At 36.4% G+C, this 24,652-nt stretch carries 22 protein-coding genes; 17 read left to right on the forward strand and 5 right to left on the reverse strand.

Translation table 11 applies throughout. The annotated features are described in order from the left end of the window. Window positions 1-122 precede the first annotated feature (122 nt). Together BK579_RS08780 and BK579_RS26355 are read left to right on the forward strand one after the other, a co-directional pair. Window positions 123-3,239: a glucosaminidase domain-containing protein gene (locus tag BK579_RS08780; protein WP_078544825.1), complete on the forward strand. Its 3,117-nt coding sequence runs from the start codon at window positions 123-125 to the stop codon at window positions 3,237-3,239. Window positions 3,240-3,415: 176 nt separating this feature from the next. After that, the gene (locus BK579_RS26355) at window positions 3,416-4,168 is read left to right on the forward strand and encodes an NERD domain-containing protein (RefSeq protein WP_078544826.1); all 753 of its coding nucleotides are present in this window, start codon (window positions 3,416-3,418) and stop codon (window positions 4,166-4,168) included. A gap of 401 nt (window positions 4,169-4,569) precedes the next feature. On the opposite strand, the gene BK579_RS08790 is transcribed toward BK579_RS26355, so the two are convergent. Further along, a complete protein-coding gene (locus BK579_RS08790; RefSeq protein WP_078544827.1) occupies window positions 4,570-5,199 on the reverse strand; it encodes a hypothetical protein in 630 nt (209 codons plus the stop codon). Between the two features lie 254 nt (window positions 5,200-5,453). On the opposite strand from BK579_RS08790, the gene BK579_RS08795 reads away from it, so the two are divergent. The 3 genes from BK579_RS08795 (at window position 5,454) to BK579_RS08805 (ending at window position 9,887) form a co-directional block, all read left to right on the forward strand. Further along, complete coding sequence (locus BK579_RS08795; RefSeq protein WP_078544828.1) at window positions 5,454-7,184, forward strand: ATP-binding protein; 1,731 nt, start codon at window positions 5,454-5,456, stop codon at window positions 7,182-7,184. A 92-nt stretch (window positions 7,185-7,276) separates the two neighbouring features. Further along, window positions 7,277-8,497: a sensor histidine kinase gene (locus tag BK579_RS08800; protein WP_078544829.1), complete on the forward strand. Its 1,221-nt coding sequence runs from the start codon at window positions 7,277-7,279 to the stop codon at window positions 8,495-8,497. A gap of 649 nt (window positions 8,498-9,146) precedes the next feature. Beyond that, complete coding sequence (locus BK579_RS08805) at window positions 9,147-9,887, forward strand: class I SAM-dependent methyltransferase (RefSeq protein WP_078544830.1); 741 nt, start codon at window positions 9,147-9,149, stop codon at window positions 9,885-9,887. A gap of 106 nt (window positions 9,888-9,993) precedes the next feature. On the opposite strand, the gene BK579_RS08810 is transcribed toward BK579_RS08805, so the two are convergent. Beyond that, window positions 9,994-10,611, reverse strand: a complete 618-nt coding sequence (locus BK579_RS08810; protein WP_078544831.1) for a GntR family transcriptional regulator — start codon at window positions 10,609-10,611, stop codon at window positions 9,994-9,996. Window positions 10,612-10,846: 235 nt separating this feature from the next. Here BK579_RS08810 and garR point away from each other — a divergent pair, with 235 nt between their 5' ends. From garR to BK579_RS08835, 5 genes are all read left to right on the forward strand, one after another. After that, complete coding sequence (garR, locus tag BK579_RS08815) at window positions 10,847-11,740, forward strand: 2-hydroxy-3-oxopropionate reductase (RefSeq protein ID WP_078544832.1); 894 nt, start codon at window positions 10,847-10,849, stop codon at window positions 11,738-11,740. Further along, window positions 11,737-13,170, forward strand: a complete 1,434-nt coding sequence (locus BK579_RS08820; RefSeq protein WP_078544833.1) for a four-carbon acid sugar kinase family protein — start codon at window positions 11,737-11,739, stop codon at window positions 13,168-13,170. Before garR ends, BK579_RS08820 begins: the two co-directional genes overlap by 4 nt. A gap of 86 nt (window positions 13,171-13,256) precedes the next feature. After that, entirely contained in the window at window positions 13,257-14,600 is a 1,344-nt protein-coding gene (locus BK579_RS08825) for a GntP family permease (RefSeq protein ID WP_078544834.1), read from the forward strand. 289 nt (window positions 14,601-14,889) lie between these two features. Continuing rightward, the gene (gene spo0A / locus BK579_RS08830) at window positions 14,890-15,669 is read left to right on the forward strand and encodes a sporulation transcription factor Spo0A (RefSeq protein WP_078544835.1); all 780 of its coding nucleotides are present in this window, start codon (window positions 14,890-14,892) and stop codon (window positions 15,667-15,669) included. A gap of 681 nt (window positions 15,670-16,350) precedes the next feature. Continuing rightward, the gene (locus BK579_RS08835) at window positions 16,351-17,568 is read left to right on the forward strand and encodes an MFS transporter (protein ID WP_078544836.1); all 1,218 of its coding nucleotides are present in this window, start codon (window positions 16,351-16,353) and stop codon (window positions 17,566-17,568) included. 338 nt (window positions 17,569-17,906) lie between these two features. Here BK579_RS08835 and tatC read toward each other — a convergent pair whose 3' ends face one another. The 3 genes from tatC to BK579_RS08855 form a co-directional block, all read right to left on the reverse strand. Then, on the reverse strand, window positions 17,907-18,632 hold the full coding sequence (gene tatC / locus BK579_RS08845) for a twin-arginine translocase subunit TatC (protein ID WP_078544838.1): 726 nt from the start codon (window positions 18,630-18,632) through the stop codon (window positions 17,907-17,909). Window positions 18,633-18,702: 70 nt separating this feature from the next. Continuing rightward, window positions 18,703-18,930, reverse strand: coding sequence for a twin-arginine translocase TatA/TatE family subunit (locus BK579_RS08850; RefSeq protein ID WP_078544839.1), 228 nt, complete (start codon window positions 18,928-18,930; stop codon window positions 18,703-18,705). A 27-nt stretch (window positions 18,931-18,957) separates the two neighbouring features. Continuing rightward, window positions 18,958-20,385 carry an alkaline phosphatase PhoX gene (locus tag BK579_RS08855; RefSeq protein ID WP_078544840.1) on the reverse strand — a complete coding sequence of 476 codons (1,428 nt, stop codon included), beginning with the start codon at window positions 20,383-20,385 and terminating at the stop codon, window positions 18,958-18,960. Window positions 20,386-20,803: 418 nt separating this feature from the next. Between BK579_RS08855 and BK579_RS08860 the strand changes: the two genes are divergently transcribed. The 7 genes from BK579_RS08860 (at window position 20,804) to BK579_RS08890 (ending at window position 24,468) form a co-directional block, all read left to right on the forward strand. Continuing rightward, window positions 20,804-21,067: a hypothetical protein gene (locus tag BK579_RS08860; RefSeq protein WP_078544841.1), complete on the forward strand. Its 264-nt coding sequence runs from the start codon at window positions 20,804-20,806 to the stop codon at window positions 21,065-21,067. Next, the gene (locus tag BK579_RS08865; protein ID WP_078544842.1) at window positions 21,045-21,413 is read left to right on the forward strand and encodes a hypothetical protein; all 369 of its coding nucleotides are present in this window, start codon (window positions 21,045-21,047) and stop codon (window positions 21,411-21,413) included. The genes BK579_RS08860 and BK579_RS08865 overlap by 23 nt, the downstream gene beginning before the upstream one ends. Before the next feature lie 543 nt (window positions 21,414-21,956). Continuing rightward, window positions 21,957-22,538 (forward strand): TetR/AcrR family transcriptional regulator, encoded by a 582-nt coding sequence (locus BK579_RS08870; protein ID WP_078544843.1) that lies wholly within the window; start codon window positions 21,957-21,959, stop codon window positions 22,536-22,538. A gap of 24 nt (window positions 22,539-22,562) precedes the next feature. Next, window positions 22,563-22,904, forward strand: a complete 342-nt coding sequence (locus BK579_RS08875) for a DMT family transporter (protein ID WP_078544844.1) — start codon at window positions 22,563-22,565, stop codon at window positions 22,902-22,904. A gap of 1 nt (window position 22,905) precedes the next feature. Continuing rightward, a complete protein-coding gene (locus BK579_RS08880; protein WP_078544845.1) occupies window positions 22,906-23,220 on the forward strand; it encodes a DMT family transporter in 315 nt (104 codons plus the stop codon). Window positions 23,221-23,476: 256 nt separating this feature from the next. Beyond that, on the forward strand, window positions 23,477-23,929 hold the full coding sequence (locus tag BK579_RS08885) for a MarR family winged helix-turn-helix transcriptional regulator (RefSeq protein WP_078544846.1): 453 nt from the start codon (window positions 23,477-23,479) through the stop codon (window positions 23,927-23,929). A gap of 20 nt (window positions 23,930-23,949) precedes the next feature. Further along, window positions 23,950-24,468 carry a spermidine/spermine N(1)-acetyltransferase gene (locus BK579_RS08890; protein ID WP_078544847.1) on the forward strand — a complete coding sequence of 173 codons (519 nt, stop codon included), beginning with the start codon at window positions 23,950-23,952 and terminating at the stop codon, window positions 24,466-24,468. Window positions 24,469-24,652: the final 184 nt, after the last annotated feature.

Consider the following 24,652-nt stretch of genomic DNA (forward strand, 5'->3'; position numbering starts at 1 on the left):
TTAACAGAATTAAAATGGAAGACGCCCGTCCTTATTGTAATAAGAACGACGGTGTCTTTTTCATTTCTTTGTAAACTGTTTACATCAATTTCAACTACTTTATTATAGGAGGTTATGATCCAATGAAGATGGTCCAGAAGATTTTTTTAGTATTAATTAGCACACTATTAGTGAGTTTCTCTTTTCTTTCCAATTTGAGTATTGTTCTTGCAGAAGACAACTCACCTACAGATTCAACTCAATCTTATTATCTTATTCACTATAATGGTGAAGAGCAGGAAGTAGTGATCAACGAAGAGGTATCATTGTTGCTTACCGGTTGGGCAGATGAAATCAAATCTAGTGTTAGCGGTACAATCTATGATTCTATTAATTCAGTAAAAGAAATTAACATGAAGGTCAGTGATAAATTAAATGATCTATACATAGAAAGTGAAAGTATTCAATATCGAATTGTTGTCTCAGATTCATTTAGTGTTGAAAAAGTAACACCACTTGAATTAATTGAACAATCGACTGTATTAGAGAAAAACGAGAATGGAACAGCTATTGAAGAAATAACAACCGTTGATGAGTATGGCACCTTGATGAAAAATAGTGAACTCGTTTTTGTGAAAACGGAAGGAAATGAAAAAGTAGAAATCACAGAAGAAGATTACAACTCTCTAAATACTCTAGGGGAAATAACAACTTCTGAAGAAACAGTAGATGAAGTTACATCAACAGAAATTGATGCGGTGACAACTTCCACCGCTCCATCTGTTGAGTATACAACACATGTTCAAAGCAAGGGTTGGCTGCCTACGGTTCTAGATGGGAAAATGTCAGGAACATCCGGAGAATCCAAACGGTTAGAAGCCATTAAGATCTCCTTGAAGAATGCTCCTTATGAAGGAGGTATCACTTATAATACACATGTTCAAAGCCGTGGTTGGATGGGCTTTGTATCCAATGGTGAGTTATCTGGAACATCTGGGGAAAGCAAGCGCTTGGAAGCCATTCAAATTAACTTAACCGGTGAGATGGCACAGCATTATGATGTCTATTATCGAGTGCATGCACAAAGCTATGGTTGGTTAGATTGGGCGAAAAATGGACAATCAGCAGGTACTCAAGCACTTTCAAAACGATTAGAAGCGATAGAAATTAAGCTCGTACAAAAGGGGAAAACAGCGCCTGGTGCGACGACAAAACCATTTGTCATTGATCCATCTGTTTCTTACACCACACATGTACAAAGCAAAGGATGGTTACCTTTTGTAACTGATGGGAAACTGTCAGGTACATCAGGTGAGTCAAAACGATTAGAAGCGATTAAGATTTCATTAAAAAATACCCCTTATTCTGGTGATATCACTTATAAGACTTATGTACAAACTTATGGTTGGTTACCAACAAAAGCTAATGGAGAGTTATCGGGTACATCTGGGGAAAGTAAACGAATGGAAGCCATCCAAATCAACTTAACAGGTGAAATGGCGGAGCGCTATGATATCTACTACCGAGTACACGCGCAATCGTATGGATGGTTAGGTTGGGCTAAAAACGGCCAACCTGCAGGTACTCAAGGGTTAGCAAAGCGCCTTGAAGCGGTTGAAATTGTCTTAGTTGAAAAAGGTAAAGCTGCACCAGGAACGACGTATCAACCATTGGTTGTTGATCCATCTGTTTCATATTCTACCCATGTACAAAGTCATGGCTGGTTAGATTCAGTTTCAGATGGAAAGATGTCAGGAACATCAGGAGAATCGAAACGTCTGGAAGCAATCAAGATCTCATTAAAAAAGAAACCATATCCAGGAGACATTACGTACTCAACACATGTCCAAGGAAAAGGCTGGATGAACACTGTATCAAATGGCGCATTATCAGGTACATCTGGTGAGGGTAAGCGACTTGAAGCCATTAGAATAAACCTAACAGGAGACATAGCAAAACATTATGATATTTATTATCGTGTACACGCCCAAAGCTTTGGTTGGTTAGACTGGGCTAAAAACGGGGACGATGCGGGAACAGAAGGCCTTGGCAAACGATTAGAAGCGATCGAAATCACCTTAGTAGAAAAAGGTGGAGCTGCACCTGGTGCTACAGGTAAACCGTTTATTGAAATAAAGAAGACACAGATTAACTATAATCTTAATTTGAGTGACGCCCTAAAGATGCAAATCAAAGCGGCTCCACAGACGGATAAATACAGTGACGCCCCAGCTTATGTGAAAAGCCAATACCTTCAGATGACTTATCATGGTTTAATGAATGGAGAAGGAGCAAATCTAAGAAAAACTCCAAGATTAGATGGAGAAATAGCTTTTTATGTTGAGAAAGATACAGAATTTATAGTGCTGGATACAAATGTGACAGGGGATCCTGCTTTTGCTTCTGGAAGCACAAGGTGGTTTAAGATTGAGTATCAAGGTCAAGTGTTATATATCCACAGTGGTCTTGCCATTGTTCATTCTGTGGTAGGTACAGTCACTGCAGATGAATTAATCATTCATGCGGAAAAGAATGAATCTAGTTATATCTATGGATCTGTAAAAAAGGGTACTGAATTAATAGTGTTAGAAGAAGGCAGCAATGGATGGTCCAGAGTAATAAAAGATTGGAGAATCCCCCAAGCTTCAGATGTGGCAAACCATTTGAATCCAACATCTTTTATAAATGATGAAAAAAAGAGATTTCAATTCATGGATCTAACGAAACCTAGTAATGTGTCGATGGAGACATTAAATCGGTACCTTGAAGGAAAAGGTAGCCTTGAAAATCAAGGGAAAGCATTTGTTGATGCAGAAAAAAAATACGGAATTAATGCTGTATACTTAGTGGCGCATAGTTTACTAGAAACAAAAAATGGAACTTCCACTCTTTCTAAAGACGCAGAATATAATGGTCAACCAGTTTTTAACATGTTTGGAATCTATGCATTTGATGGGTGTTCTGTTAGTTGTGGAGCCAAAGCTGCTTATGATAATGGGTGGTTTACTCCATATGACGCAATTTTAGGCGGTGCAGCATTTATCAGTAATGAATATTTAAATGGTATCAACTCATATAAATCAGTTCAGAACACATTGTATGAGATGCGCTGGAATCCTGAAGTGATGTCTACTCATTTGGTAGCTGGTCATCAGTATGCTTCAGATATTGAATGGGCTTCTAAACAAGTTGATGTTATATATGATCTCTATAAAATGGAACCATTTAGTATTTATCTTGAAATTCCTGTGTATAAGTAATTTGTTAAGTAGTACAATCTGATTGGTTGTACTACTTTTTATATTAGATAACAAAACAAACGATAGACTGCAGAACAACTCCGTAGTTTTTTTGAATTTTTGCAGGGAAATAGCTATATTTGTCGAAATGGAAGACTAGCAATAATTGGGAGAAAAAATAGAAACGAAGTGATTAAATGGAACTAATTCTTTTTGTGTTAATAATTGGGGTGCTTTTTGTATTAAAATTACCAGGTGTAAAAGGATTCATTGGTGAAAAATCAGTAAGCTATCTATTAAGTAAGCTAGATAAAAATACTTACACTGTAAAAAATGATATTATCCTTCATAAAAAGGGTGGGAAAACAACTCAAATTGATCATGTCGTGATTTCAAGATATGGGATTTTTGTAATTGAAACGAAAAACTATAAAGGTTGGATCTTTGGTAGCGAAAAAAGCAGTGAATGGACCCAGACAATATACAACCGCAAGCATAAGTTTTACAACCCACTTTACCAGAATTATAGTCATATTAAGGGATTACAAAATTTCCTAGATTTAGAGGATGATATCCTTTACCATTCCATAGTTGCGTTTAGCCCAAGAGCAACTTTGAAAAACATTGATATTAAAAGTGAACGAGTAAATGTTGTATACACAACGAAACTACTAGAGGTAATCCTACAATATAAAAAACCGATCTTAACAGATGAACAGGTCCGAAGAATTACAACAAGGCTTTCCTTTATTCACAAGCCAGATAAAGAAATGAAGACAAAACATGTTACTGCTATTAAATCAACACTGCAAACAGAGCGAGAAATGATTTCCTCGAATCAATGTCCAAAATGTGCTGCTCAACTAGTTCAGAGGGTCGGAAAATATGGGCCGTTCACCGGTTGTAGTAATTATCCAAAATGTAAGTATATTGTGAAAAAAGAGGCGTAATGCCTTTTTATGACAGGTGATTTTAGTGGCGTTGATACAAGTTGCCAAAGTAAAATCAAGTCGGAAGTGATAGGGGTCCTTTATGATTCACTTGCCGAAGTGAAAACAGGGAGGAACTGAATCATAGGCCTTCTATGATCCAGTTGTCGAGGCGAAAACAAGAAGGAAGTGAATCATAGTCCTTCTATGATCCAGTTGCCGAAGTGAAAACAAGAAGGAAGTGAATCATAGGCCTTCTATGATCCAGTTGCCGAAGTGAAAATAAGGAGGAAATGTATCATAGGGCTTCTATGATTCAGTTGTCGAAGTGAAAACGAGGGAATAACAATAGGAACAACTTTCAAATAGCCATATATAAACTAAGAAAAGGCGTTCTTTCATCTAGACACGCCTCTTCTTAGTTATTCATCATATTCAATAATCGAATACTCCACACCATCAGGAAGTGTCTCAATTACGCATGACAATTGAGCAAACTTTTGATCATTCGATATTAGTATCATCCCATCACCATCATAGTTGACCCAACATATTGTGGTGTTGTGTTCTAGTGTTGTAATTGGCGTTTCTAACTCTTCAAGCACATTCCAAGCATGTTTAAATTCTCTTGCTCCAATACTAAACACATCTTTTTTAAAAGAGAAGCAAGCAAAATTATTCATACTTCCATGAGCATACACATAGGGGAAGATTGCAGCGAATTGTTCAATCGTCCGAAGAGTTATACGATAATAAAAATCAATATCGCCTCTATTATATTTAGTGCTTTCAATTGAATGAGATTCACACTTCTCATCCAATTCCTGCTGGTAAGATTCAAAGGACTCGAAAAAAGCATAGATAGGAAAGAGATTAATCTTTTTCATCCATTGAGTAACAAACTCTTCGACCTCATGTTCATCTTTTCGATCTACAAATGAAAGATCATACAGATATGGAGTTTCTCCATCAATCGCAAATGGAAAGAAGCCACCAGCTTCAGGTTTAATAGACACATAACTTTGTGGAAAGATACCAAGATCCACTATCATAGCAAACTCCCCCTTGTCCCGTAGAATCAGGTTATAAAGACTAAGCGACAACCATGAACAAACATCAAGTACGTCGTAATTATATTTAGCATACCATTCTTCTCAATATGATAGAATCATACCAAATCTTAAGTGGTTTAGCACCGATTACCAAAGAAACCTGATGATTTTTTTCTCATTATTAAGATATTAATTATGGTAATATTATCATAGAAGCCTAAGTAAACAACAACGAGAGTTAGGAGAATACAATTATGCCTACTTTTCATCCGATTAGTGATTTAATAAATAATACTACAACAATAGACAATGGAGCCCACATTCTCTACATGTATAGTGAGGTTGATCGTTATGTAGAGAATGCTGTTACTTATATTTATAATGGGTTAATTTCAGGTGCAATCGTGCTGTTTAGTGAGAGTGAAGAGATCATTAAATTAATGAAGAAGCAGTTGTATTTAATGGATCTTCAAGACTCCCATTTAGAAAATCTAATATGCTTAAGTTCTAATGAGTTTTATCTAAATGGGCTTGAGATAGATTTTGTTGGAGCCGGTAAAAAATTTAATAGTTTATTGCTCCCCTTCATTGACCGTGGACATTCTATACGCACATGGGGTGGGGTTCCGCTTGTTAATCATGAATCCTCATTAGAATGGGTTCAATCCTATGAATGTAAATGTGATACATTCATATTTAACCATCAAATGATCTCAGTCTGTGCATATAATGCTCTAACTACTTCGGCTTATGTCCAAAATGAACTATTAAAAATTCACACACACTTGATGACTGATGATCTATATAATCTTTCTCCGTTATACAATCAAGACAATCACAAGCAATTCTCCATGAATCAAAAAGAAGAACTTCAGAAGATTGAGCGACAATACAAGCATTTAAAAGATTTAAATGCTCGCTTAGCTTTTGAAAATAACTTAGTTAAGTTAAAGAATGATTCGATTAAGCAAAGTGAACAAAAGCTTCGTCAAATTATTAATGCATTACCGATTCCAATCATAATTAGAAGAAATTCTTCGGTTTTGTTTTTAAACGACGAGGCCAGGGAACAATTTTTAACAAACAATCAGCAAGAAGAACTAGCATCTTTTTTTCACAAATACGATGATTATTTGCTAGTTTCCCCAAACAGTGAAGAATTACTAGAACATCAACTGTCATTGAAAAATGATCTTACAAAATATTACTTAGTGAATTCAATCAATCTATTATTCGAAGATGAAGAAGCTATCCTTCATGCGTTTGTGGACGTTACTCAGGAAAAGGAAAATGAAAAGCTCATGATCCGTTCTGAGAAAATGACGATCGCTGGTGAGCTCGCAGCAAGTATTGCACATGAGCTACGAAACCCACTCACTGCGGTGAAGGGCTTTTTCCAAATGATGAAGCAAACAGAAGAAAAAGTAGAATTGTATTATAACGTGATTGATGCAGAGCTTTCTCGTATCGAGCAGATTGCAAGTGAGCTCTTAACATTAGCCAAGCCTCATACCGATGATCGGAAAGACTATAATATTGTTCAACTGGTTGAGGAAGTGAAGCTATTATTAACGTCTCAAACGAATTTGAATAATATCGAAATATGCTTAGAAGCTGATCACAGAGAAATGTTCATCAACTGTGATAATAATAAAGTTAAACAAGTGTTTATCAATCTAATCAAAAACGCGGTTGATGCAATGAATCAAGGTGGAACGATCTCTATTAAAATCAAAGAGAACAGTGATACTATTACTATTCAAATCATCGACCAAGGAAAAGGGATTCCAAAAGAGGTGCTTAATCGAATAGGTGAACCTTTTTACACGACGAAAGAAAAAGGAACAGGAATTGGTCTCATGGTTTGTTATCAAATTATCGAAAGTCATAAAGGAACAATTCATGTGGCTAGTCAGGTTAATGTAGGGACAACATTTACGATTACATTGCCAAGGTCAGAACAACTGCTAGATCAGGTTAATTAGAGAATCAAGTTTATGAAAATATTAGGCGGAAATAAAGAAATAATATTACAAATAGTTCTAGTATCAGTTTCTTAACAACAGAAGGGATCAGTATGGAAAAAAATTATAATCCTATTAATCAAAAATTATATTATAGTACAGTAATCATCGTCATTACACTTATGTTACTAGGGCTGTTTGTAGAGAATCCACTCCTTCAAGATCCTGGAATAGGCTATATTACTCATGGTGTTCTTGTTTTCCTTTTCTCTGTTTGTTTGGTCATTTATCCTTTGTATAAGTCGTATTTTTTGAGATTAACAATGATCATCGTCATAGCTTCATACTTTTATACAATTTTCTTTTTGTATCCAGATACGTGGTCTAATTTCATCTTTTTGTGCTTCATTCCTGCTTTTTCAATTTTGTTTTATGATAAAAAACTTTTTCATTTTTCCTTACTATTAAATACTTTTTCGATTATTTGTCTTTTTAGTTATATTGTTAAGGTTGATAAAGGAGCTCTTTTTCCATACATAAGAGAAGACCTTGCTGGTAACATTATTAACTTTATAGGGAGTCAAGCGATTCTTTATTTTATTTTTTTCATATCCTCTGAACGTTTAAATAAACAGAAACTCTACTATGAGCAAATTAAACATTCAGAACGTTTGAAAACTACGGGACAACTTGCGGCTGCGGTGGCACATGAGATTAGAAATCCACTCACAGTTGTTAAAGGCTTTTTGCAGATGTATGACAATGAAGCAGCAAATCATGTGGACCGTAAGCGTCATTACTCATTAATGATTAATGAATTAAACACGGCAGAACAGGTCATTTCTCAATTCTTATCGATTGCCAAGCCAGACAAAGAGATTGAAACTGAACTGGTAGACGTAAAGAATGTTCTCCAAAGTGTAACAGATCTTCTTAACACTTATGGCCTCCTTCATGATAATAAAATTGTACTTAGTATGATTGATGATTGCTATATTCAAGCCAATATTATTGAATTTAAGCAGCTGTTAATTAATATCATAAAAAATGCCATTGAAGCATCTAAAGTCGGTGATTCTGTTGAAGTTACCGCCGAAATGAAAAAAGACTTCGTCGAAATCAACGTGATTGATTGTGGACAAGGGATGTCAAAGGAAGAAATCGATTCTCTTGGTACTCCGTTTTACTCGTTAAAAGCTAAAGGAACCGGGTTAGGAATGATGATTTGCTTTAATATTGCTGCAAAGTATAAAGGGTCTATTTCTTTTAACAGCGAAAAAGGGAAAGGAACAACGGCTATCATTCGGTTTCCGACAACGAAACCAGTGGTATAGGTAAGTAACGTGGGTCCCGTTTACTGTCGGGAAATCAAAAAGTGTAGCACAAAATTACAATTTAAAATGGTGGCCCAGTCACTGTACTGAGCCATTTTTTTGTTGGCATGAACTGGCGCTTAACATTCGGCTACTTACCCAACCATAGAAGAGTGGACCATCAGCCCCCAAGATGAGGAAGTCAGAATGGTACGATAAATAAAGGGAGAAATCCCCCCCGGAATAGCACTATTCAACAGCTACCGGTAGAAACTCCACGATTATCCCCCATACCACTATTCAGCCATATAAAGGGAGAAATTCCCCTTAATTGTGAAATAGCACTAAAAATAGAATAAATAGAGGGAAATATTCCCTCTATCTACTGAAAAAACGTGAAAATGAGAAGTTTTGCTTTACTTAACGGTAGAAACTCCCTTTATATTCCTCGGACCGAGCACTATTCATAAAATAGCGGAAGAAACTCCCCTTATATCTCCGGATCGGCACTATCCAACAGCTAACGGTAGAAACTCTACGATTATCGCCCAGACCACTATTCAGCCATATACCAGAAAACCTCCGCTTATTTTATATATTAGTAAGAAAACATCAATTACTTGATAAATATGGTAATATGAAATTACTAATATATAAGAGGTGAGTGTAGTTGAGAAAAGTTGAGCAGAGTACAAAGCTAGAGTTAGAGAGAGTTATTTTTATCGGAAGAACATTCGAAGAGTATTTGGATATGTTTTCGTTGCTGCCTGAAGAACTTCAAGGGAAGAAGGTTCTTGATTGTCCTGCAGGTGCGTGTTCGTTCACTGCTGTTGGGAACAAATTAGGTTTGGATATAACAGCTTGCGATATTACCTATGATCATAAGGGTGAAAACCTGAAAAACAAGGGTCTTCAGGATATAGAACACGCGATGGAGCATATGGAAAAAGCTAAAAATAATTATAAATGGGATTATTTTAAAAACATAGAAGGTCTTAGAGCGCACCGTTTACGGGCATTGAATGATTGTACTCAAGATATGAGTGCATCAAGTGAAAGGTATGTTGCAGTTACTTTACCTACTTTGCCGTTTAAAGATGATGAATTTGATCTTTTACTGTCAGCACATTTTTTATTTATGTATGCAGACAGACTAGATTTTCAGTTTCATATAAAAACCATTAATGAATTATTGCGGGTAACTAAGGAAGAAGTTCGTATTTTTCCTTTAGTCGATCTTAAAGGGAATCGATATGAGCATTTAGATCAATTAATAGGTTATTTAACTGATGATGGCTATATGGTAGAAGAAGTAGATGTGAGTTATGAATTTCAACGAAATGCGAACAGCTTTTTAAGGATCAAAAAGGCTAAGATAATGAATGATGTAGCAACGTACCTAAACTCCTAATTTAAATAACTATCGATTTGTTTTTTTCATTAAGTTCTATGGAGAAAATCATAAAAAGCCCCCAATTCATTCATTGGGGGCTTTTTGCTGCCTAATGAAACCATTCCTATTTCTTCATCACATGCAAACAAAAGTCTAAATCAGCTTGGATATGCTCTTTCATTAGCTGCTCAGCCTGATCTGCTTGATGTGCAAGGATCGCTTCATAAATATCTTGATGTTCATCAATTAGAAACGGACGTTTATGATAAACAACGGTTTTACGGAATAAGTAGATGATGGAATGCATGCGTTCAATTGTATCGACCATGACCGGATTATTAGTTGCTCGAACAATAAGGTCATGAAATTTTTCATTTGCTTCCATAATTTCCTCTGGTGTTCCTGTTCGTCCAATATGAACGCAACTCTTAAGCTTGTCTAAATCTTCTTCATTCATATAGGTAGCGGCAGATCGTGCTGCAAAGCCCTCAAGTAGGATTCTGATTTGAAAATAATTACGAAGATCTGTTTCTGTTGGGTTTACAACTCGCTTTTGTTGAACTAATCCTTCTTGTTCAAGCTTGCGAATTGATTCACGTATCGGCGTTCTACTTACCCCAATTTCCTCGGCAAGTTTTTCTTCAATCAATTTTGTCCCACGTTCAAGCTCTCCGTTTAAAATTTGATCTCGTATATATTCATAGGATTTTTGATAGGCTGTTTGTTGCGTTTTCTTTTCCATAGATAATCTACTCCAATTAAAGGTTGAGACTTGTTTGTAGTCTTCCAACATCATTCGGTTTTCGAAATTGAAACCCTTTCCTAAAGTATAGGACGAGTTGGGAATATTTAAAAGTTTTATTTTAGGTTTTGAAATTTTTGTATACATTTTTAAAAAAACTGTATACAAAATAATTTAAATTGTGTACAATTGGTGACAAGAAGGAAATGAAAACGTTTTATCAGGAGGTAATGATATGAAACTAGGTTTTATAGGTCTTGGCATTATGGGTAAGCCAATGACACTTAATTTATTAAAAAGTGGTTATGAAGTTACTGTTTATGATATTAACAAGTCATCTATCGTGGAATTGGTGGAAAAAGGAGCACGAGGTGCAGAGTCTCCAACAGAGGTAGGAGAAAACAGTGATGTTATTTTTACAATGTTACCAAAGGGAGAACATGTAAAAAGTGTATTGTTAGATGAAAACGGTGTTATTGAAGGCGCAAATGAAGGCGCTATTATCGTAGATATGAGTTCAATCTCACCTGTTCAATCAAAAGAACTTTCAGATCTTCTTGCTACAAAAAACATGGAGATGTTAGATGCACCTGTTAGTGGTGGAGAACCTAAAGCAATTGATGGAACATTAGCGATTATGGTTGGTGGTAAGGAAGCTGTCTATGAGAAAGTGAAGCCTGTACTCCAAAGCATGGGACAGGATATTACGTTAGTTGGAGATAATGGCTGTGGAACAACAGCTAAGCTTGCGAACCAAATTCTTGTAAACGTTCATATTGCAGCTATGTCAGAGGCGCTTATTTTAGCATCGAAGGCTGGAATTAACATTAGTAAAATGTATGAAGCGATTCGCGGTGGGTTAGCTGGAAGTGCCGTGCTAGATGCAAAGGTTCCGTTAATTCTTGAACGCAACTTTGTAGCTGGTGGACGCATTGATATTAATGCCAAGGATTTAACAAATGTGATGGATACCGCGCACTCGATTGGTGTTCCGCTTCCATTAACAAGTCAGGTGCTGGAAATGTATCACTCATTGATGGCTGATGGTAAAGCAGCAGATGATCATGGTGGCTTAATTCAGTTTTATGAAAAGCTTGCGAACTTCGAGGTAAAGGGTGATCGTGAATGATCACTACCTATAAAGCAGACATCATTATAAATTCATATAAGTCAATCGATGAAGAAAAGGTCCAAAGAGATTGGAAAGAAGTAAGATCAGCTTTTCATCATAAAATCATTGTCCTTGATGATGACCCTACTGGTGTTCAAACGGTTCATGGTGTTTCTGTTTATACGGACTGGGAAGAAAAGACGATTGAACAGGGCTTTGTAAATGAAGATCAAATTTTCTTCATCCTAACAAATTCTAGAGCTTTTACTGCAAAAGAAACAGAACAAGTTCACGCTGATATTGCCAAAAGAGTCGAGAAGATTTCCGGGAAACACGGAAAACCTTATCTAATCATTAGTCGAGGTGATTCCACTCTAAGAGGACATTATCCACTTGAAACAGAAATACTTCGCAGCACGATCGAAAAAAACAGTTCAGATAAAATTGACGGTGAAGTGATTCTACCTTTTTTTAAGGAAGGTGGTCGGTTAACAGCTGATAATACTCATTTTGTTAAACAAGATGATCTGTTGGTACCAGCGGGTGAAACGGAATTTGCAAAAGACCGAACCTTTGGTTATAGAGCAAGTCATTTAGGTGAATTTATTGAAGAAAAAACGAAGGGTGCTTATCCAAAGGATTCTGTCACTTACATCTCTTTGGAAACGCTTCGAAACTTGGATTATGACAAAATCGTTGATCAATTGCTTGCTGTTGAACATTTTAATAAAGTCGTGGTCAATGCCATCGAAGAAAGTGATGTTCGAATTTTTTCAATCGCACTCATTGCTGCAATCCAAAAAGGGAAGCGATTTATTTTCCGAACGGCTGCAGCATTCACGAAGGTAATTGGTGATATCTCTTCACGACCATTGTTAACAAGAGAAGAGTTAATCAGTGAAGAAAAAGGTCATGGCGGACTTGTTATTGTTGGTTCACATGTTCAAAAAACAACCAACCAATTAAACCAACTGAAAACACTATCAGACTTGCATTTTATTGAATTTGATGCCCACTTGGTGTTAAATAAAGAAGATTTTAAGGAAGAAGTACAACGTGTCCAACTAGAGGCGGAAAAGAAAGTCGCAGAAGGTGTCACAACTGTTATTTATACAAAGCGAAAGCGCCTTGATCTTGGAGATGGGATGGAAGAACAAGAGTTACAGCTGTCTGTTGAAATATCAGATGCGGTTACGAGTATTGTTCGCAACTTCTCAATCAGACCTAATTACCTGATTGCAAAGGGTGGGATCACCTCAAGTGATGTAGGAACAAAAGGGTTATGTGTAAAACGTGCGACAGTTGCCGGACAAATTGCACCGGGAATTCCGGTGTGGAAAACGGGCGAAGAAAGCACGTTCCCGTTTATTCCATATGTGATCTTTCCTGGGAATGTTGGAGCTGACGACACGTTAAAAGATGTCGTTTTAACACTTGAACGTAATTAGATTGTGTAATACGTGTAGTCCTATCAACAGGATGGGGCTACATTGAAATCATAAATAGTTTAAACAAACAAAGGGGGTAACCGGGGATGGTTACAGGTAATATGTTAATTTTAATTTTCTTCTTAGCATTAGCAGGACTCTTTTTCTTAATTTTAAAATTAAAAGTAGAACCGTTTTTGTCATTAATTGGAATCGCTTTCGTAACTGCTTTAATCATTGGAATGCCGTTAAATGAAGTAGCAACTACTGTCACGCAAGGATTTGGTAATACATTAACTGGTGTTGGTATTTTGATTGGTCTTGGAGTTATCTTCGGACAATTCCTTGGAGCATCTGGTGCGGTTGAGAAAATTGCAGCAGCTGTACTAAGAGTTTTCGGGATTCAAAAGTCTCCTGCAGGTCTTGCGTTAACTGGTACTGCAGTATCGATTCCAGTATTCTTTGATGCTGCATTTGTAATCTTAAGTGGTTTAATTAAGAGTTTATCAAAGAAAACAGGGATTTCAGTCATTTCATTTGTAACAGCTCTTGGTGTTGGTTTAATCGTTTCACATAATATGATTGCTCCTACGCCAGGTCCACTTGTCGTTGCAGAAAATACAGGTGCAGAATTAGGATTGTTCATTCTTTACGGAATTCTAGTAGCGATTCCTGCGACGCTTGTTGGTGGATATCTTTACGGATTGTTTATTGGAAAACGTATGAATCACTCAGGTGCGATTGAAGAAGTAGCTGTTAGTGTAGAAGATCAACCGAAGAAAGAAATTAGTACTGGTTTAAGCTTTTTCATGCTAGCTCTACCAATTGTGTTAATTTTGGCTAACACAGTATCTCAATTACTTTTCCCAGGAACAGCATTTGCGAGTGCTTTAGGTTTCATAGGAGAGAAGAACGTTGCTCTGTTAATCAGTGTGATTGTTGGTATTATCTTACTTACGCCTTATATCTCAATACCAACTAATAGACTTTATTCAGAAGCAATAAGCTCTGCTGGTATGATCATTTTAATTACTGGTGCAGGTGGTGCGTTTGGAGCAGTAATTAACAAAAGTGGTATTGGTGATCATTTAATCGCGACGATGCAAAGCTGGAGTATCCCAGTCTTATTACTAGCATTTATCTTTTCACAAATCCTACGTGCATCACTTGGTTCAGCAACGGTTGCACTTGTTACCACATCAAGTATTCTTGGGCCAATGGCGGTTGATTTAGGTGTTTCACCGATCCTTCTGGGTCTAGCAATTTGTGCTGGTGGTATCGGTCTATCGCTCCCTAATGACTCAGGATTCTGGGTGGTTAATAGATTCGGTAAACTGACGGTTGTACAAACACTGAAAGCGTGGACGCTTGGAGGATTCATCGCAGGATTAACTGCTATTACGACAGTGTTAATCTTAAGTTTATTTTCTGGAATTCTTCCAGGGCTTTAATAGGTGTCGGATTAATAGAAAACGATTATTTCTTGCTTGTAGTCTTTGTACTACAGGCTTTTTTTAATGCTAAAATTCATGCATTAGAATGACAATTATCCGCTGTGATTAAGATGAAGGTTGGGAAAATTCATCAGTAATTCCTTTATTACACGTCCATTCGACATTCTTTCGTAAGATGTAACACGTTTTAGTGCTGTTTTACATTTTTTGTTGTATTTTATTTCTTGCTTATTTGTCGAAAATATCGAAGAATAATAAGAGTAGACCTGATAGGGGGATGTAAAAGATGATAAAAATTTTAGTCATCGAAGATAATCTTCGTTTGATCGAATTGTTGGAGGACCATATTTCCGCCCAACATGATATGGAATTGGTTGGAACATGTTTGAATGGACACGAAGGGATTGAACTTATTAAAGAGCAAAACCCTGATGTGGTATTGTTAGATTTAATTATGCCACATACAGATGGACTTGCTTTATTAACTCAGCTTAAACAAGAAGGTCTTTCACCAAAAGTGATCATGTTAACCGCATTTGGAAGTGACTCGATCATTCAACAAGCGAGTGCATTAGGAGCATCTTACTTTATCGTAAAACCATTTGACCTAGACTATTTATCGAGCACGATAAGAAACATTCATTCTAATTATCATTCTAATTCTAATTCATCTGAGAACAAACAATTTCATAGACCTGTTAAAGAGTTAGCTGAAACAGACCTTCCAGTCTTAATTACAGAAATTTTACGCTCGATTGGAGTCCCAGCAAATATCAAAGGATACTTTTACTTAAGAGAAGCGATTGAATTGGTGTGCAATGATCTTGAATATATTGGCGGTATTACCAAAATACTTTATCCAGCGGTTGCGACGAAATTCAAAACAACACCAAGTCGAGTGGAAAGAGCCATAAGACATTCAATTGAGGTTACCTGGATGCGTGGAAACATGGACCATCTTCACTCCATTTTCGGCTCTACGGTTAGTTCAGCAAAAGCAAAGCCTACTAATAGTGAATTTATTGCATTGATTGCTGATAAGTTGAGATTACAGAAAGCGAGTTAAACTAGCATAACATCGGATGTTGGAATGAATTCCTACGTTTGACATCTTCTGTACTTACCAACATAAAATCACCTGTCTAGCGTACTAAGGGGTTGGTGATTTTATATAGGGTAGCTAAAAGTTTCATATATTTCTTAACTCCTATTGTATTCAATAGACTATTTAACTAAAAGATGAAGCGTCTCTGTATGAAGCAGAAACGCTTTTTATTATGGAAAATAATTAAACGTGTTAGGATGACATTTTGACATTAGTCTGCTATTGTTTCCTGTATGATTCACTTGCCCGGGCGATAATAAGGTGGAAGTGGATCATAGACCCGCTATGATTCAGTTTCCCGGGAGATAACAAGGAGGAAGTGGATCATAGGCACACTTTCAGGAAGTTACCCCACGTAGGCGTATCTCAAAACTTTCTTCACCGTATTCACTCCTTTTTATTAAAGTTCCCAAAAAGAGTGAATTAACCCTTTTAGTATTATTTTCTGTTAGGATGAAGTAAAACATCCAATTTAGTAAAACTAGTTCCACTTATATCCCACCTGAACATCTTCCTACAATTATAATGAGTAATTAGAAACAAGATTGTTTAAATAGATGGCCAAGTGGAGGACTTGATATAATGTTAAATAAAACAAGCATGTAGACTATTAAATATTTTTTTAGGAAAGGTTAACACAAAATGGCAACATTTCTTTTAGTTATTATTTACTTGGCTTTTATCAGCTTAGGCTTGCCTGATTCTTTATTGGGAGTAGCGTGGCCTGTGATGCAGTCGGACTATGAAGCCCCACTGGAGACTGCAGGATTGCTATTTATGACGATTGCCGGTGGTACGATTATTTCCAGTTTAGTTAGTGGGAGATTTCTAAAGCGATTCGGAACGGGTAAAGTTACCGTCGTTAGCACCCTCATGACTGCAATGGCTTTACTTGGCTTCTCAATTTCCCCATCGGTGATATGGTTATTTCTTTGCGCGATACCGCTTGGATTAGGCGCAGGAGCGATTGATGCGGGATTAAACGATTATGTCGCTACACACTATAAAGCACATCATATGAGCTGGCTGCATAGCTTTTGGGGAGTTGGCGCGACTCTTGGTCCTGTCATTATGGCCCAGTTTATTACTGGACAACAAACTTGGAACAATGGGTATCTTACCATTGCAGGAATCCAATTTTCACTCGTCATCATCCTATTTTTCGCTTTGCCTTTATGGAGCAGAGTGACGACAGGTAGCCATACTGCTTCAAACGATGAGCTAATTCAATCAGAATTTGTTCATGATGGTGATAAAAATCTAAAACCTTTACAAATTAAAGGGGTAAAATTGGCGTTAGCTTCGTTCTTGTTCTACTGTGGGGTGGAAGCCACAGTTGGCCTTTGGGGAAGTAGTTACTTAGTAAATATCAAAGATATACCTGTCGCAGTTGCTGCAGGGTGGGTTTCGTTTTATTATCTAGGCATTACAATTGGTCGATTTATTACTGGTTTTATTACGTTTAAAATTAGTAATCGTACACTTATTCGAACAGGGCAATTGATCGCATTAATAGGTTCGATTCTCCTGATTTTACCATTTCCAGCAACTTTCTCGCTTATCGGTTTTGTGCTGATTGGATTGGGATTAGCACCGATTTTTCCATGTATGTTACACGAAACGCCAATTCGTTTTGGAAAAAAGCATTCGCAAACCATTATGGGATACCAAATGGCAATTGCCTATACAGGTAGTACATTTATGCCCCCACTTCTAGGGTTTATCGCAGCACGTTCGACAATCGGTATCTTTCCATTTTGTGTTGTTATGTTTATTGCAGCCATGCTTTTAAGTTCAGAGCGGTTAAATCGTGTATTGAAGAAGCTTCAACCAAAAAAGGAAATTCTGAAAGAGTTATAAAAGATAGTTTCATTGATCCATAAAGAGTATCATGAAAAAGACTATTTTTGACGACAGAAAGGTCGAATGAATCTATTACTCTTGAACACTAAGATAAAACGTAAAGAAGCCAAACTCAGGTTTGGCTCTTTAAGTTCATCCTTTATTAAGCTGTTTGTTTTTCCTAAAAGGCCTTTCATTAAATAATCTGTAATCCGCACTTAAATGGCAAAATGCACACTTACAAGCTGTTAATTGCTCTTGAGTGTTAGTTAGTTTAGCTATATGTGGAACTTCGAGAGTGTGAAGCCCCTCTTTTACATGTTTTGGACAAACGGACACCATTTATTTTCCTCCTTTTATGCTACCGAAGCTTCGGCAGAAACTCGTTTTTTATAAACGACTTTGCTAAGAGAAATACTTATTTCATATAAGATGAATAAAGGAATAATGACTAAAACATCTGAGATAAGGTCAGGTGGTGTAATTAATACAGAGATTGCAACGAGCAAAAAGTATGCAAACTTTCTTCCTTTTATTAGCTTCTCTGGATTAACAATCCCTAATCTGGTTAAAAACATGACGACTGCTGGCATTTCAAATAAAAACCCAAATGGAAGTGTTAGGTGAAGCATGAATTGAAAATATTTTTCTGCTGTGAAGAAAGTTTGAAATTGGTCTCCAGCTATATCTAATAAAAAGGAGAGAACTAATGGAAAAAGAACAAAATACCCAAAGGATATCCCTAAAATAAATAGGATAAATAAGCCTGGAATCGACATTAAGGTGGCTCGTTGTTCTTCAATTGATAGTGCTGGTTTAATGAACTTCCATACTTGAAAGGCAGCTACAGGAATCGTAAATGCAACGGCAAAGACAGTCGCAATGACCATATACACCCATAGAATTTCCCCAGGACCAAGTAAAGCTAATTTGGCGTCTAAATCTCTAACTAAATAATTATATAAATCTCCAACAAAAATTAAAGACCCAATCAGAGCTAAAATAAAAATAAGTAAGGTAATAATAATTCGCTTACGTAATTCTGCTAAATGGTCAGTGAGTTGCATGGCTTCTTTTTCCATTTAGGGACCTCCTTTCATTAGAAAAGATAGATGTGAGTAGGTGGAGGCCTACCTACATCTATCTTTTCAGTTAACTTCCTGTTTTTTTGTTCGTTTGATCGATTGAGTGCAGTGTTGTTTTTTCTTCCGTTTTTGGCTGATTGTCATCACCACTTACTAATTCACGTGTGGCCTTTTTAAATTCTTTTAAGGTTGTACCAAATGCTCGGCCAATTTCAGGTAGCTTTGAAGGACCGAAAATAATGAGAGCTAGGACCAATAAAAGAATTAATCCAGGAATACCGATGTTTTGAAGCATGCTTGAACCTCCTTAAGTGTAGGTATTTTATAAGTTAATTCCGTGGCGCTCAAATGCTGCTGCTTCTAAAATAGACATACCTTGCGCTTCTGCAGCCTTCGCTATTTTTTCAGAAACTTTAGGTGCAAGATTTGCTGGTGCAGCAAAAGACATTTCCCTTGCACGCGCAGCGTTTCTGCGTGCGAACGGTCCCCAAATAGCAAAGGTTACGCCTGGCTTTTGTATATTAACAAAAAGTGTTTTTCCATCAGGTGAAAAGGTTGGACCTGCAAATTCATTATTATTTAAACGGTTTGCAGCAAAAGGATAGACCTTACCTTCTGGAGTAATTCCCATAATACGGTCTTGTCCAGAACCATCTTCTACAAACCAAAGGTCACCCCATGGAGTACAGCAAATATTGTCTGGGTATTCCATTTGTTGTGCATCATTTCCTTCATAAAATAGCTCCAACGTATTCGTGTGAGGAACATAACGATACACGCGTCCAAGTTTTTTCTCACCAGCAGAAGTGTCGTCGAACCAGAAAACACCCTCTTGGAAGAACGCGCCCTCAAGTCTTGAGAACTTGATGCAGTTTTGTGCATCAGCTTCCTCACGGCACATATGTGGATCTACTTGCTTCCAAACAATTTTGAAGGTTTGTCCTGTTTTAAAGTTACTTGCAGCTGGATCAGTTACTGCTTCAATTGCTGCTGCGTAAAGTGTGCCGCCTTTTTGTAATGAACCAAGTTTTTGGCTAGTATCATTCGGGATAAAACGGTAAAGGTAGCTTGGGCTTGCATCCTCAGTTAAGTACACATAGCCTGTTGAAGGATCGATGGCACAAGCTTCGTGAGCAAAACGTCCCATTTCCTTGATTGGAGTTCTGGACAAGTCGTTCTCCGGCTGATGTGGATCTACTTCAAATACATATCCGTGGCCCTCAGAACGATTTTCTTCACAAGTTAACCAAGTACCCCAAGGTGTCGCTCCGCCTGCACAATTTCGGATGGTTCCTGAAGAGGTCACATATTCTTTCATTACTTCACGATTTGGACCTACAACTAGAGCCGATGTACCACCACCAGCGTTCACATCAAAAGGATTTTTACCAAAAGCAGGACCCCCAGATATTTCATGATTACGGACAAGAACCGTAGTATTGTTCGGGCCTTCAAATGCCGCCATGCCATCAAACATACCAGGAATTGGGGAGCCGTCTGTCATTAGGTCGCCTTCTTTGGAAATAATCTTGTAATGGAAGCCTCTTGGAAGATCAAGAATTCCATTTGGGTCCGGAACTAAAGGACCATATCCACCAAAGCCGCTAGTTGGGTTATTATCTTTACCAGCCGCGAACGTTTTAGCTTGTCCATCTACAGATAAAAGACCTGTAGTACCTAAAGTCAACGCTAGTGTACTCATTCCACCAACCTTTAAAAAATCTCTTCTGTTCAAACCGTTCTTTTCCATTCGATTGCCTCCTGAAATTTACTAGTTTAGTAGGATCTAAAATCGTTACGCCAATCCCATCTCCTAATTTATAAAATGAAGATTAATTGCGAATGAAGACACTGTTAACATCGTGTGAATATTTGAAAATAGGTATAAAGGTAGGTTTTTATAAAAAAAGAGGGAGAGATTTGATTCATTTAACGAAGGAACAAAATGACGAATGTTATTTTTGGGGTAAACCTAGGATAAATTACCCGTGATTAAGGTAATGAGTAAGGAGAAAAATAGTTATAATTTATAAATTATTATTAATTAATAGTTAAACCTCTTAAGAAAAAGATTAAGTTATCATTAAGCTCAGTAACGTTTACTTAGGGTATGTGCTAATTCGTGGTAAAATATGGTTAATATTAAAGTGCAGGAGAGGAATGTTTTGATGGAGAATGTTCAAGAGGCAAAACAAAGTGGATTTGAAATGGGGGTAAATGCGCCTTATTCATTAAATTACTTAATATATGTTCAAAATATATTTTTAAACAGTAGAAATCAAGATAGTAAAAATCCTTTATTTCCATATGTTGATAGCTCAAACTGGGGCATTTTAGAAGAAGAATATGAAAAGACCTATAAAGAAGTATGGAAAGAGGCATTAAATAAAAACTACGATAGTGAGACGTATGACCATCATTGGAATATTTGACATAGATAAATCACTCTACCAAAAGTTGTTCAAGCACGATGAAACAGGTGAATTCGGATATGTAGAGAGTGTTAAGTCCTTTTTAGCTTGGTGGCAAGGGATTTACGGAAAGATAGCCATTGAAGGTGTATTTGATGATGATCGAATGAATAAGATTTATAGGGAATTATCGAAATCAATAACTATCGATAAACGACTAAAAATTGATCTAATTTATGATAGATTATGTTTAACTGGACTATCTGAACGTTCTTGGTATGCAGTTCTACCTATTGAGGATGTTTTTATGTATAAACAAAAACCAGAGGTAGTATCAAGTTTATTAAAGTGTTGTGGGGTTCGTTAGTATCATTCTTAACTAGGGCTTATATGGAATGAGAATACTTGATTGGTTAATGCGCAGTAGACACTTACTGCGCATTAAATAATAATAGAGGGAAAAACTCCCCTTAATTAATAAACAGCGTTGAAAATAGCTAAAATAGACGGAAAAATTTCCCTTATTCTGCTCGAAAAACTTAAAATTAGGTAATTTTGCTTGTATAGGCGGAAATATTCCGCTTATTTACCCCAAAACGAGCTCTCATCTGTAATTAACGGAAAAAACTCCGCTTATTTTTTTATCGCTAGTTTCTCAATTTAAGGACTTGGCATTTTATTCAAGGGCAGTTGGATGAAGGCGGGGTACTTATTTTTATAAGAACCTCATGTACATTGCATTACGGTGAACCATATCACACAAGTACAAGTGAAAAATCTATTCTGACATTTTACATTTCCCAAAAGATCCATAGTAGATTAGTTTAATCTTATTGGGAGAATATAAAAATTGACAACAAAAAGAAGAGGTGTTAAGTTTACCTTACGACCGTTCGGGAGGTATGATGTGATGACGACCTTAAATCAAATCAAAGAAGTTTCTTTAAAGCATTTTGCAAAAGGTGGGTATGAAGGTGCATCATTGGCACATATTGCCGAAGATGTAGGGATAAAAAAACAGTCAATCTATACACATTTTAAAGGGAAAGATGAACTTTTTCTACAGCTCTGCAGTGATGCGAGTGAGAAGGAAATAGTGTTTGTTAGTAATTTTATAGACAATAATAAGAATCGACCAATAAAAGATTTCTTATATGACTTTCTATTGCAAAGCATAGACCGATACGAACAAAATGATTCTAATAAATTTTGGATTCGCACAGCATTTTTTCCACCTAGCCATCTTAATGAAATGGTAACGAAAGTCTCTTATCAATTTTTAGATCAGTTAGAAGAACTTTTAATACCGATAATAAAAGAAGCTATGGTAGAAGGAGAAATTTGTTCAACCATTGGTGAAATACAGGCTACAGCTGCTTTTTTAGGAATTTACGATGGAATCATCGTTGAAATGATTTATGGAGGCCCAAAACGACTACAGAGGAGATTCGATGCTTCTTGGGAAATTTATTGGCGGGGGATTTCGATGTAATTAAAGGTGATGGGGTGTTATAGAATGAATCAAAATTGGATACTAGTTATCATTGCTGGTTTTATTGAAATAGTGTGGGCAATCGGATTGAAGCATGCGAGTAGCTGGCTTTCCTGGGTAGGTATCGCTGTACTCATATATGTCTCTTTTGTTTTACTGATAAAGGCACAAAGGAGTTTGCCTGTTGCTACGGTATACGCAACTTTCACTGGTATCGGGACAGCAGGGACAGTTGTTGTGGAGATGGTGGCTTTCGGAGTAGCCTTTAGTTGGACGAAAGTATTTTTTATTCTATTACTGCTGATTGGGGTAATAGGCCTAAAACTTGTTACAACTGAACCAGATATGAAAGAGGGTGCAGCGTAAAATGGCTTGGTTGTATCTTATGCTGGCGGGAGCTTTTGAAGTAGTCGGAGTTATAGGAATGAATAAAGTAGTCAAGGACAAAGACTTGAAGTCATACTTGATCGTGTTCCTTGGTTTTATATGTAGCTTTAGCCTTTTGAGCCTAGCTATGAAAACTCTTCCTGCTGGAACATCTTATGCTGTGTGGACAGGGATTGGTACTGTGGGTGGAACACTAGTTGGAATGTTGTTTTATGGGGAATCAAAGGATTGGAGAAGGATTTTATTTATAGGTGTGATTGTAGCAGCCGTTATTGGACTGAAAATGACTACGTAGCCTCAGAACTAATTTACTGGACAATAATGATTATCATACTACGTTTACCTATGTTTGTTGAAGATAAATGTAAATAAGCTACTACAATGTTGCGTTGGTCAAAAGACTGACGCATTTTTAATTTCCTTCATTGATCTATTAAGAAGTATTTTTGTTTTGATTAACTCTTTTTGTTGCAAATGCAATAAAATTAAATTATATTTAATTTATGTAAATTATGTTGCAATTACAACATTAAATGGCAAAGGAGTAAATTATGAAGGAAATACTTCGTGAAATTGGAATGATTGCAAGAGCTCTGGATTCAATAAGTAATATCGAATTTAAAGATTACGACCTTACAAAAGGGCAGTACTTGTACATTGTGCGAATATGTGAAAATCCAGGAATCATTCAAGAAAAACTAGCTGAGATGATAAAGGTTGATCGAACAACAGCAGCTCGTGCTATAAAAAAACTTGAAATAAATGATTTTGTTGAAAAGAAGGATGATGAACATAACCAAAAAATTAAAAAACTTTTTCCAACAGAAAAAGGGAAGAAGGTTTATCCCTTCATAAAAAGAGAAAATGATTTTTCCAACAAGATTGCATTAGAGGGATTTTCCGAAGAAGAAATGGAAACCCTTTTTACTCTTCTTCAAAGAGTGAGAAAAAATGTAGAAATTGATTGGGAATTCGTTAAAAAAGGAAACAAAAGAAACTATTGAATAAGGAGCGACATAATAAAATGACAATGAGCATAAAGAAATGCACTCTTGAAGATTTACTCATACTTCAAAAAATTAGCTATGAAACATTTAATGAAACATTTAAGGATCAGAACTCACCTGAAAATATGAAAGTCTATTTGGATAAGGCATTTAACATAAAACAATTAGAAAAAGAGTTATCCACTAGTTCCTCGCAATTCTTTTTTGTTTATTTCAATCATGAAGTCGCTGGATATTTAAAAGTAAACACTAATGAGGCTCAATCAGAAGCAATGGGTGATGAATCACTTGAAATCGAGAGGATTTACATAAAGAGAGAATTCCAAAAACATGGGCTTGGTAAACATCTGTTTAATAAAGCGCTGGAAATTGCAAAGGAACATAATAAACAGAAAATCTGGCTAGGCGTATGGGAAAAGAATCAAAACGCGATTGCTTTTTATGAAAAAATGGCGTTTGTTCAAACCGGAGCCCACTCTTTTTATATGGGTGATGAAGAACAAATAGATTTTATTATGACCAAAACACTCAATTGATTTTCTCAATCATTAGATACATAAAACTTATTTGAAAAGCCTTAGAAACGTCTAGGGCTTTTTTACACCTTATTCACAATCTCTAGTTACACAGAAAGTTATATTTTATTTTATATAACTTGTTGCTGAACAAGTAAGCTTTTTCTCGGTATCTAATTTATATGGTTTGTACTTTTATAACAAT

This window comes from Litchfieldia alkalitelluris (assembly GCF_002019645.1).
Classification (GTDB): domain Bacteria; phylum Bacillota; class Bacilli; order Bacillales; family Bacillaceae_L; genus Litchfieldia; species Litchfieldia alkalitelluris.

Bases quoted from the DNA above. Each gene is read 5' to 3' on its own strand.
- BK579_RS08780 (WP_078544825.1), top strand. From the start codon at position 123: ATGAAGATGGTCCAGAAGATTTTTTTAGTATTAATTAGCACACTATTA.
- BK579_RS26355 (WP_078544826.1), top strand. From the start codon at position 3,416: ATGGAACTAATTCTTTTTGTGTTAATAATTGGGGTGCTTTTTGTATTA.
- BK579_RS08790 (WP_078544827.1), bottom strand. From the start codon at position 5,199: ATGATAGTGGATCTTGGTATCTTTCCACAAAGTTATGTGTCTATTAAA.
- BK579_RS08795 (WP_078544828.1), top strand. From the start codon at position 5,454: ATGCCTACTTTTCATCCGATTAGTGATTTAATAAATAATACTACAACA.
- BK579_RS08800 (WP_078544829.1), top strand. From the start codon at position 7,277: ATGGAAAAAAATTATAATCCTATTAATCAAAAATTATATTATAGTACA.
- BK579_RS08810 (WP_078544831.1), bottom strand. From the start codon at position 10,611: ATGGAAAAGAAAACGCAACAAACAGCCTATCAAAAATCCTATGAATAT.
- garR (WP_078544832.1), top strand. From the start codon at position 10,847: ATGAAACTAGGTTTTATAGGTCTTGGCATTATGGGTAAGCCAATGACA.
- BK579_RS08820 (WP_078544833.1), top strand. From the start codon at position 11,737: ATGATCACTACCTATAAAGCAGACATCATTATAAATTCATATAAGTCA.
- BK579_RS08825 (WP_078544834.1), top strand. From the start codon at position 13,257: ATGGTTACAGGTAATATGTTAATTTTAATTTTCTTCTTAGCATTAGCA.
- spo0A (WP_078544835.1), top strand. From the start codon at position 14,890: ATGATAAAAATTTTAGTCATCGAAGATAATCTTCGTTTGATCGAATTG.
- BK579_RS08835 (WP_078544836.1), top strand. From the start codon at position 16,351: ATGGCAACATTTCTTTTAGTTATTATTTACTTGGCTTTTATCAGCTTA.
- tatC (WP_078544838.1), bottom strand. From the start codon at position 18,632: ATGGAAAAAGAAGCCATGCAACTCACTGACCATTTAGCAGAATTACGT.
- BK579_RS08850 (WP_078544839.1), bottom strand. From the start codon at position 18,930: ATGCTTCAAAACATCGGTATTCCTGGATTAATTCTTTTATTGGTCCTA.
- BK579_RS08855 (WP_078544840.1), bottom strand. From the start codon at position 20,385: ATGGAAAAGAACGGTTTGAACAGAAGAGATTTTTTAAAGGTTGGTGGA.
- BK579_RS08860 (WP_078544841.1), top strand. From the start codon at position 20,804: ATGGAGAATGTTCAAGAGGCAAAACAAAGTGGATTTGAAATGGGGGTA.
- BK579_RS08865 (WP_078544842.1), top strand. From the start codon at position 21,045: ATGACCATCATTGGAATATTTGACATAGATAAATCACTCTACCAAAAG.
- BK579_RS08870 (WP_078544843.1), top strand. From the start codon at position 21,957: ATGACGACCTTAAATCAAATCAAAGAAGTTTCTTTAAAGCATTTTGCA.
- BK579_RS08875 (WP_078544844.1), top strand. From the start codon at position 22,563: ATGAATCAAAATTGGATACTAGTTATCATTGCTGGTTTTATTGAAATA.
- BK579_RS08880 (WP_078544845.1), top strand. From the start codon at position 22,906: ATGGCTTGGTTGTATCTTATGCTGGCGGGAGCTTTTGAAGTAGTCGGA.
- BK579_RS08885 (WP_078544846.1), top strand. From the start codon at position 23,477: ATGAAGGAAATACTTCGTGAAATTGGAATGATTGCAAGAGCTCTGGAT.
- BK579_RS08890 (WP_078544847.1), top strand. From the start codon at position 23,950: ATGACAATGAGCATAAAGAAATGCACTCTTGAAGATTTACTCATACTT.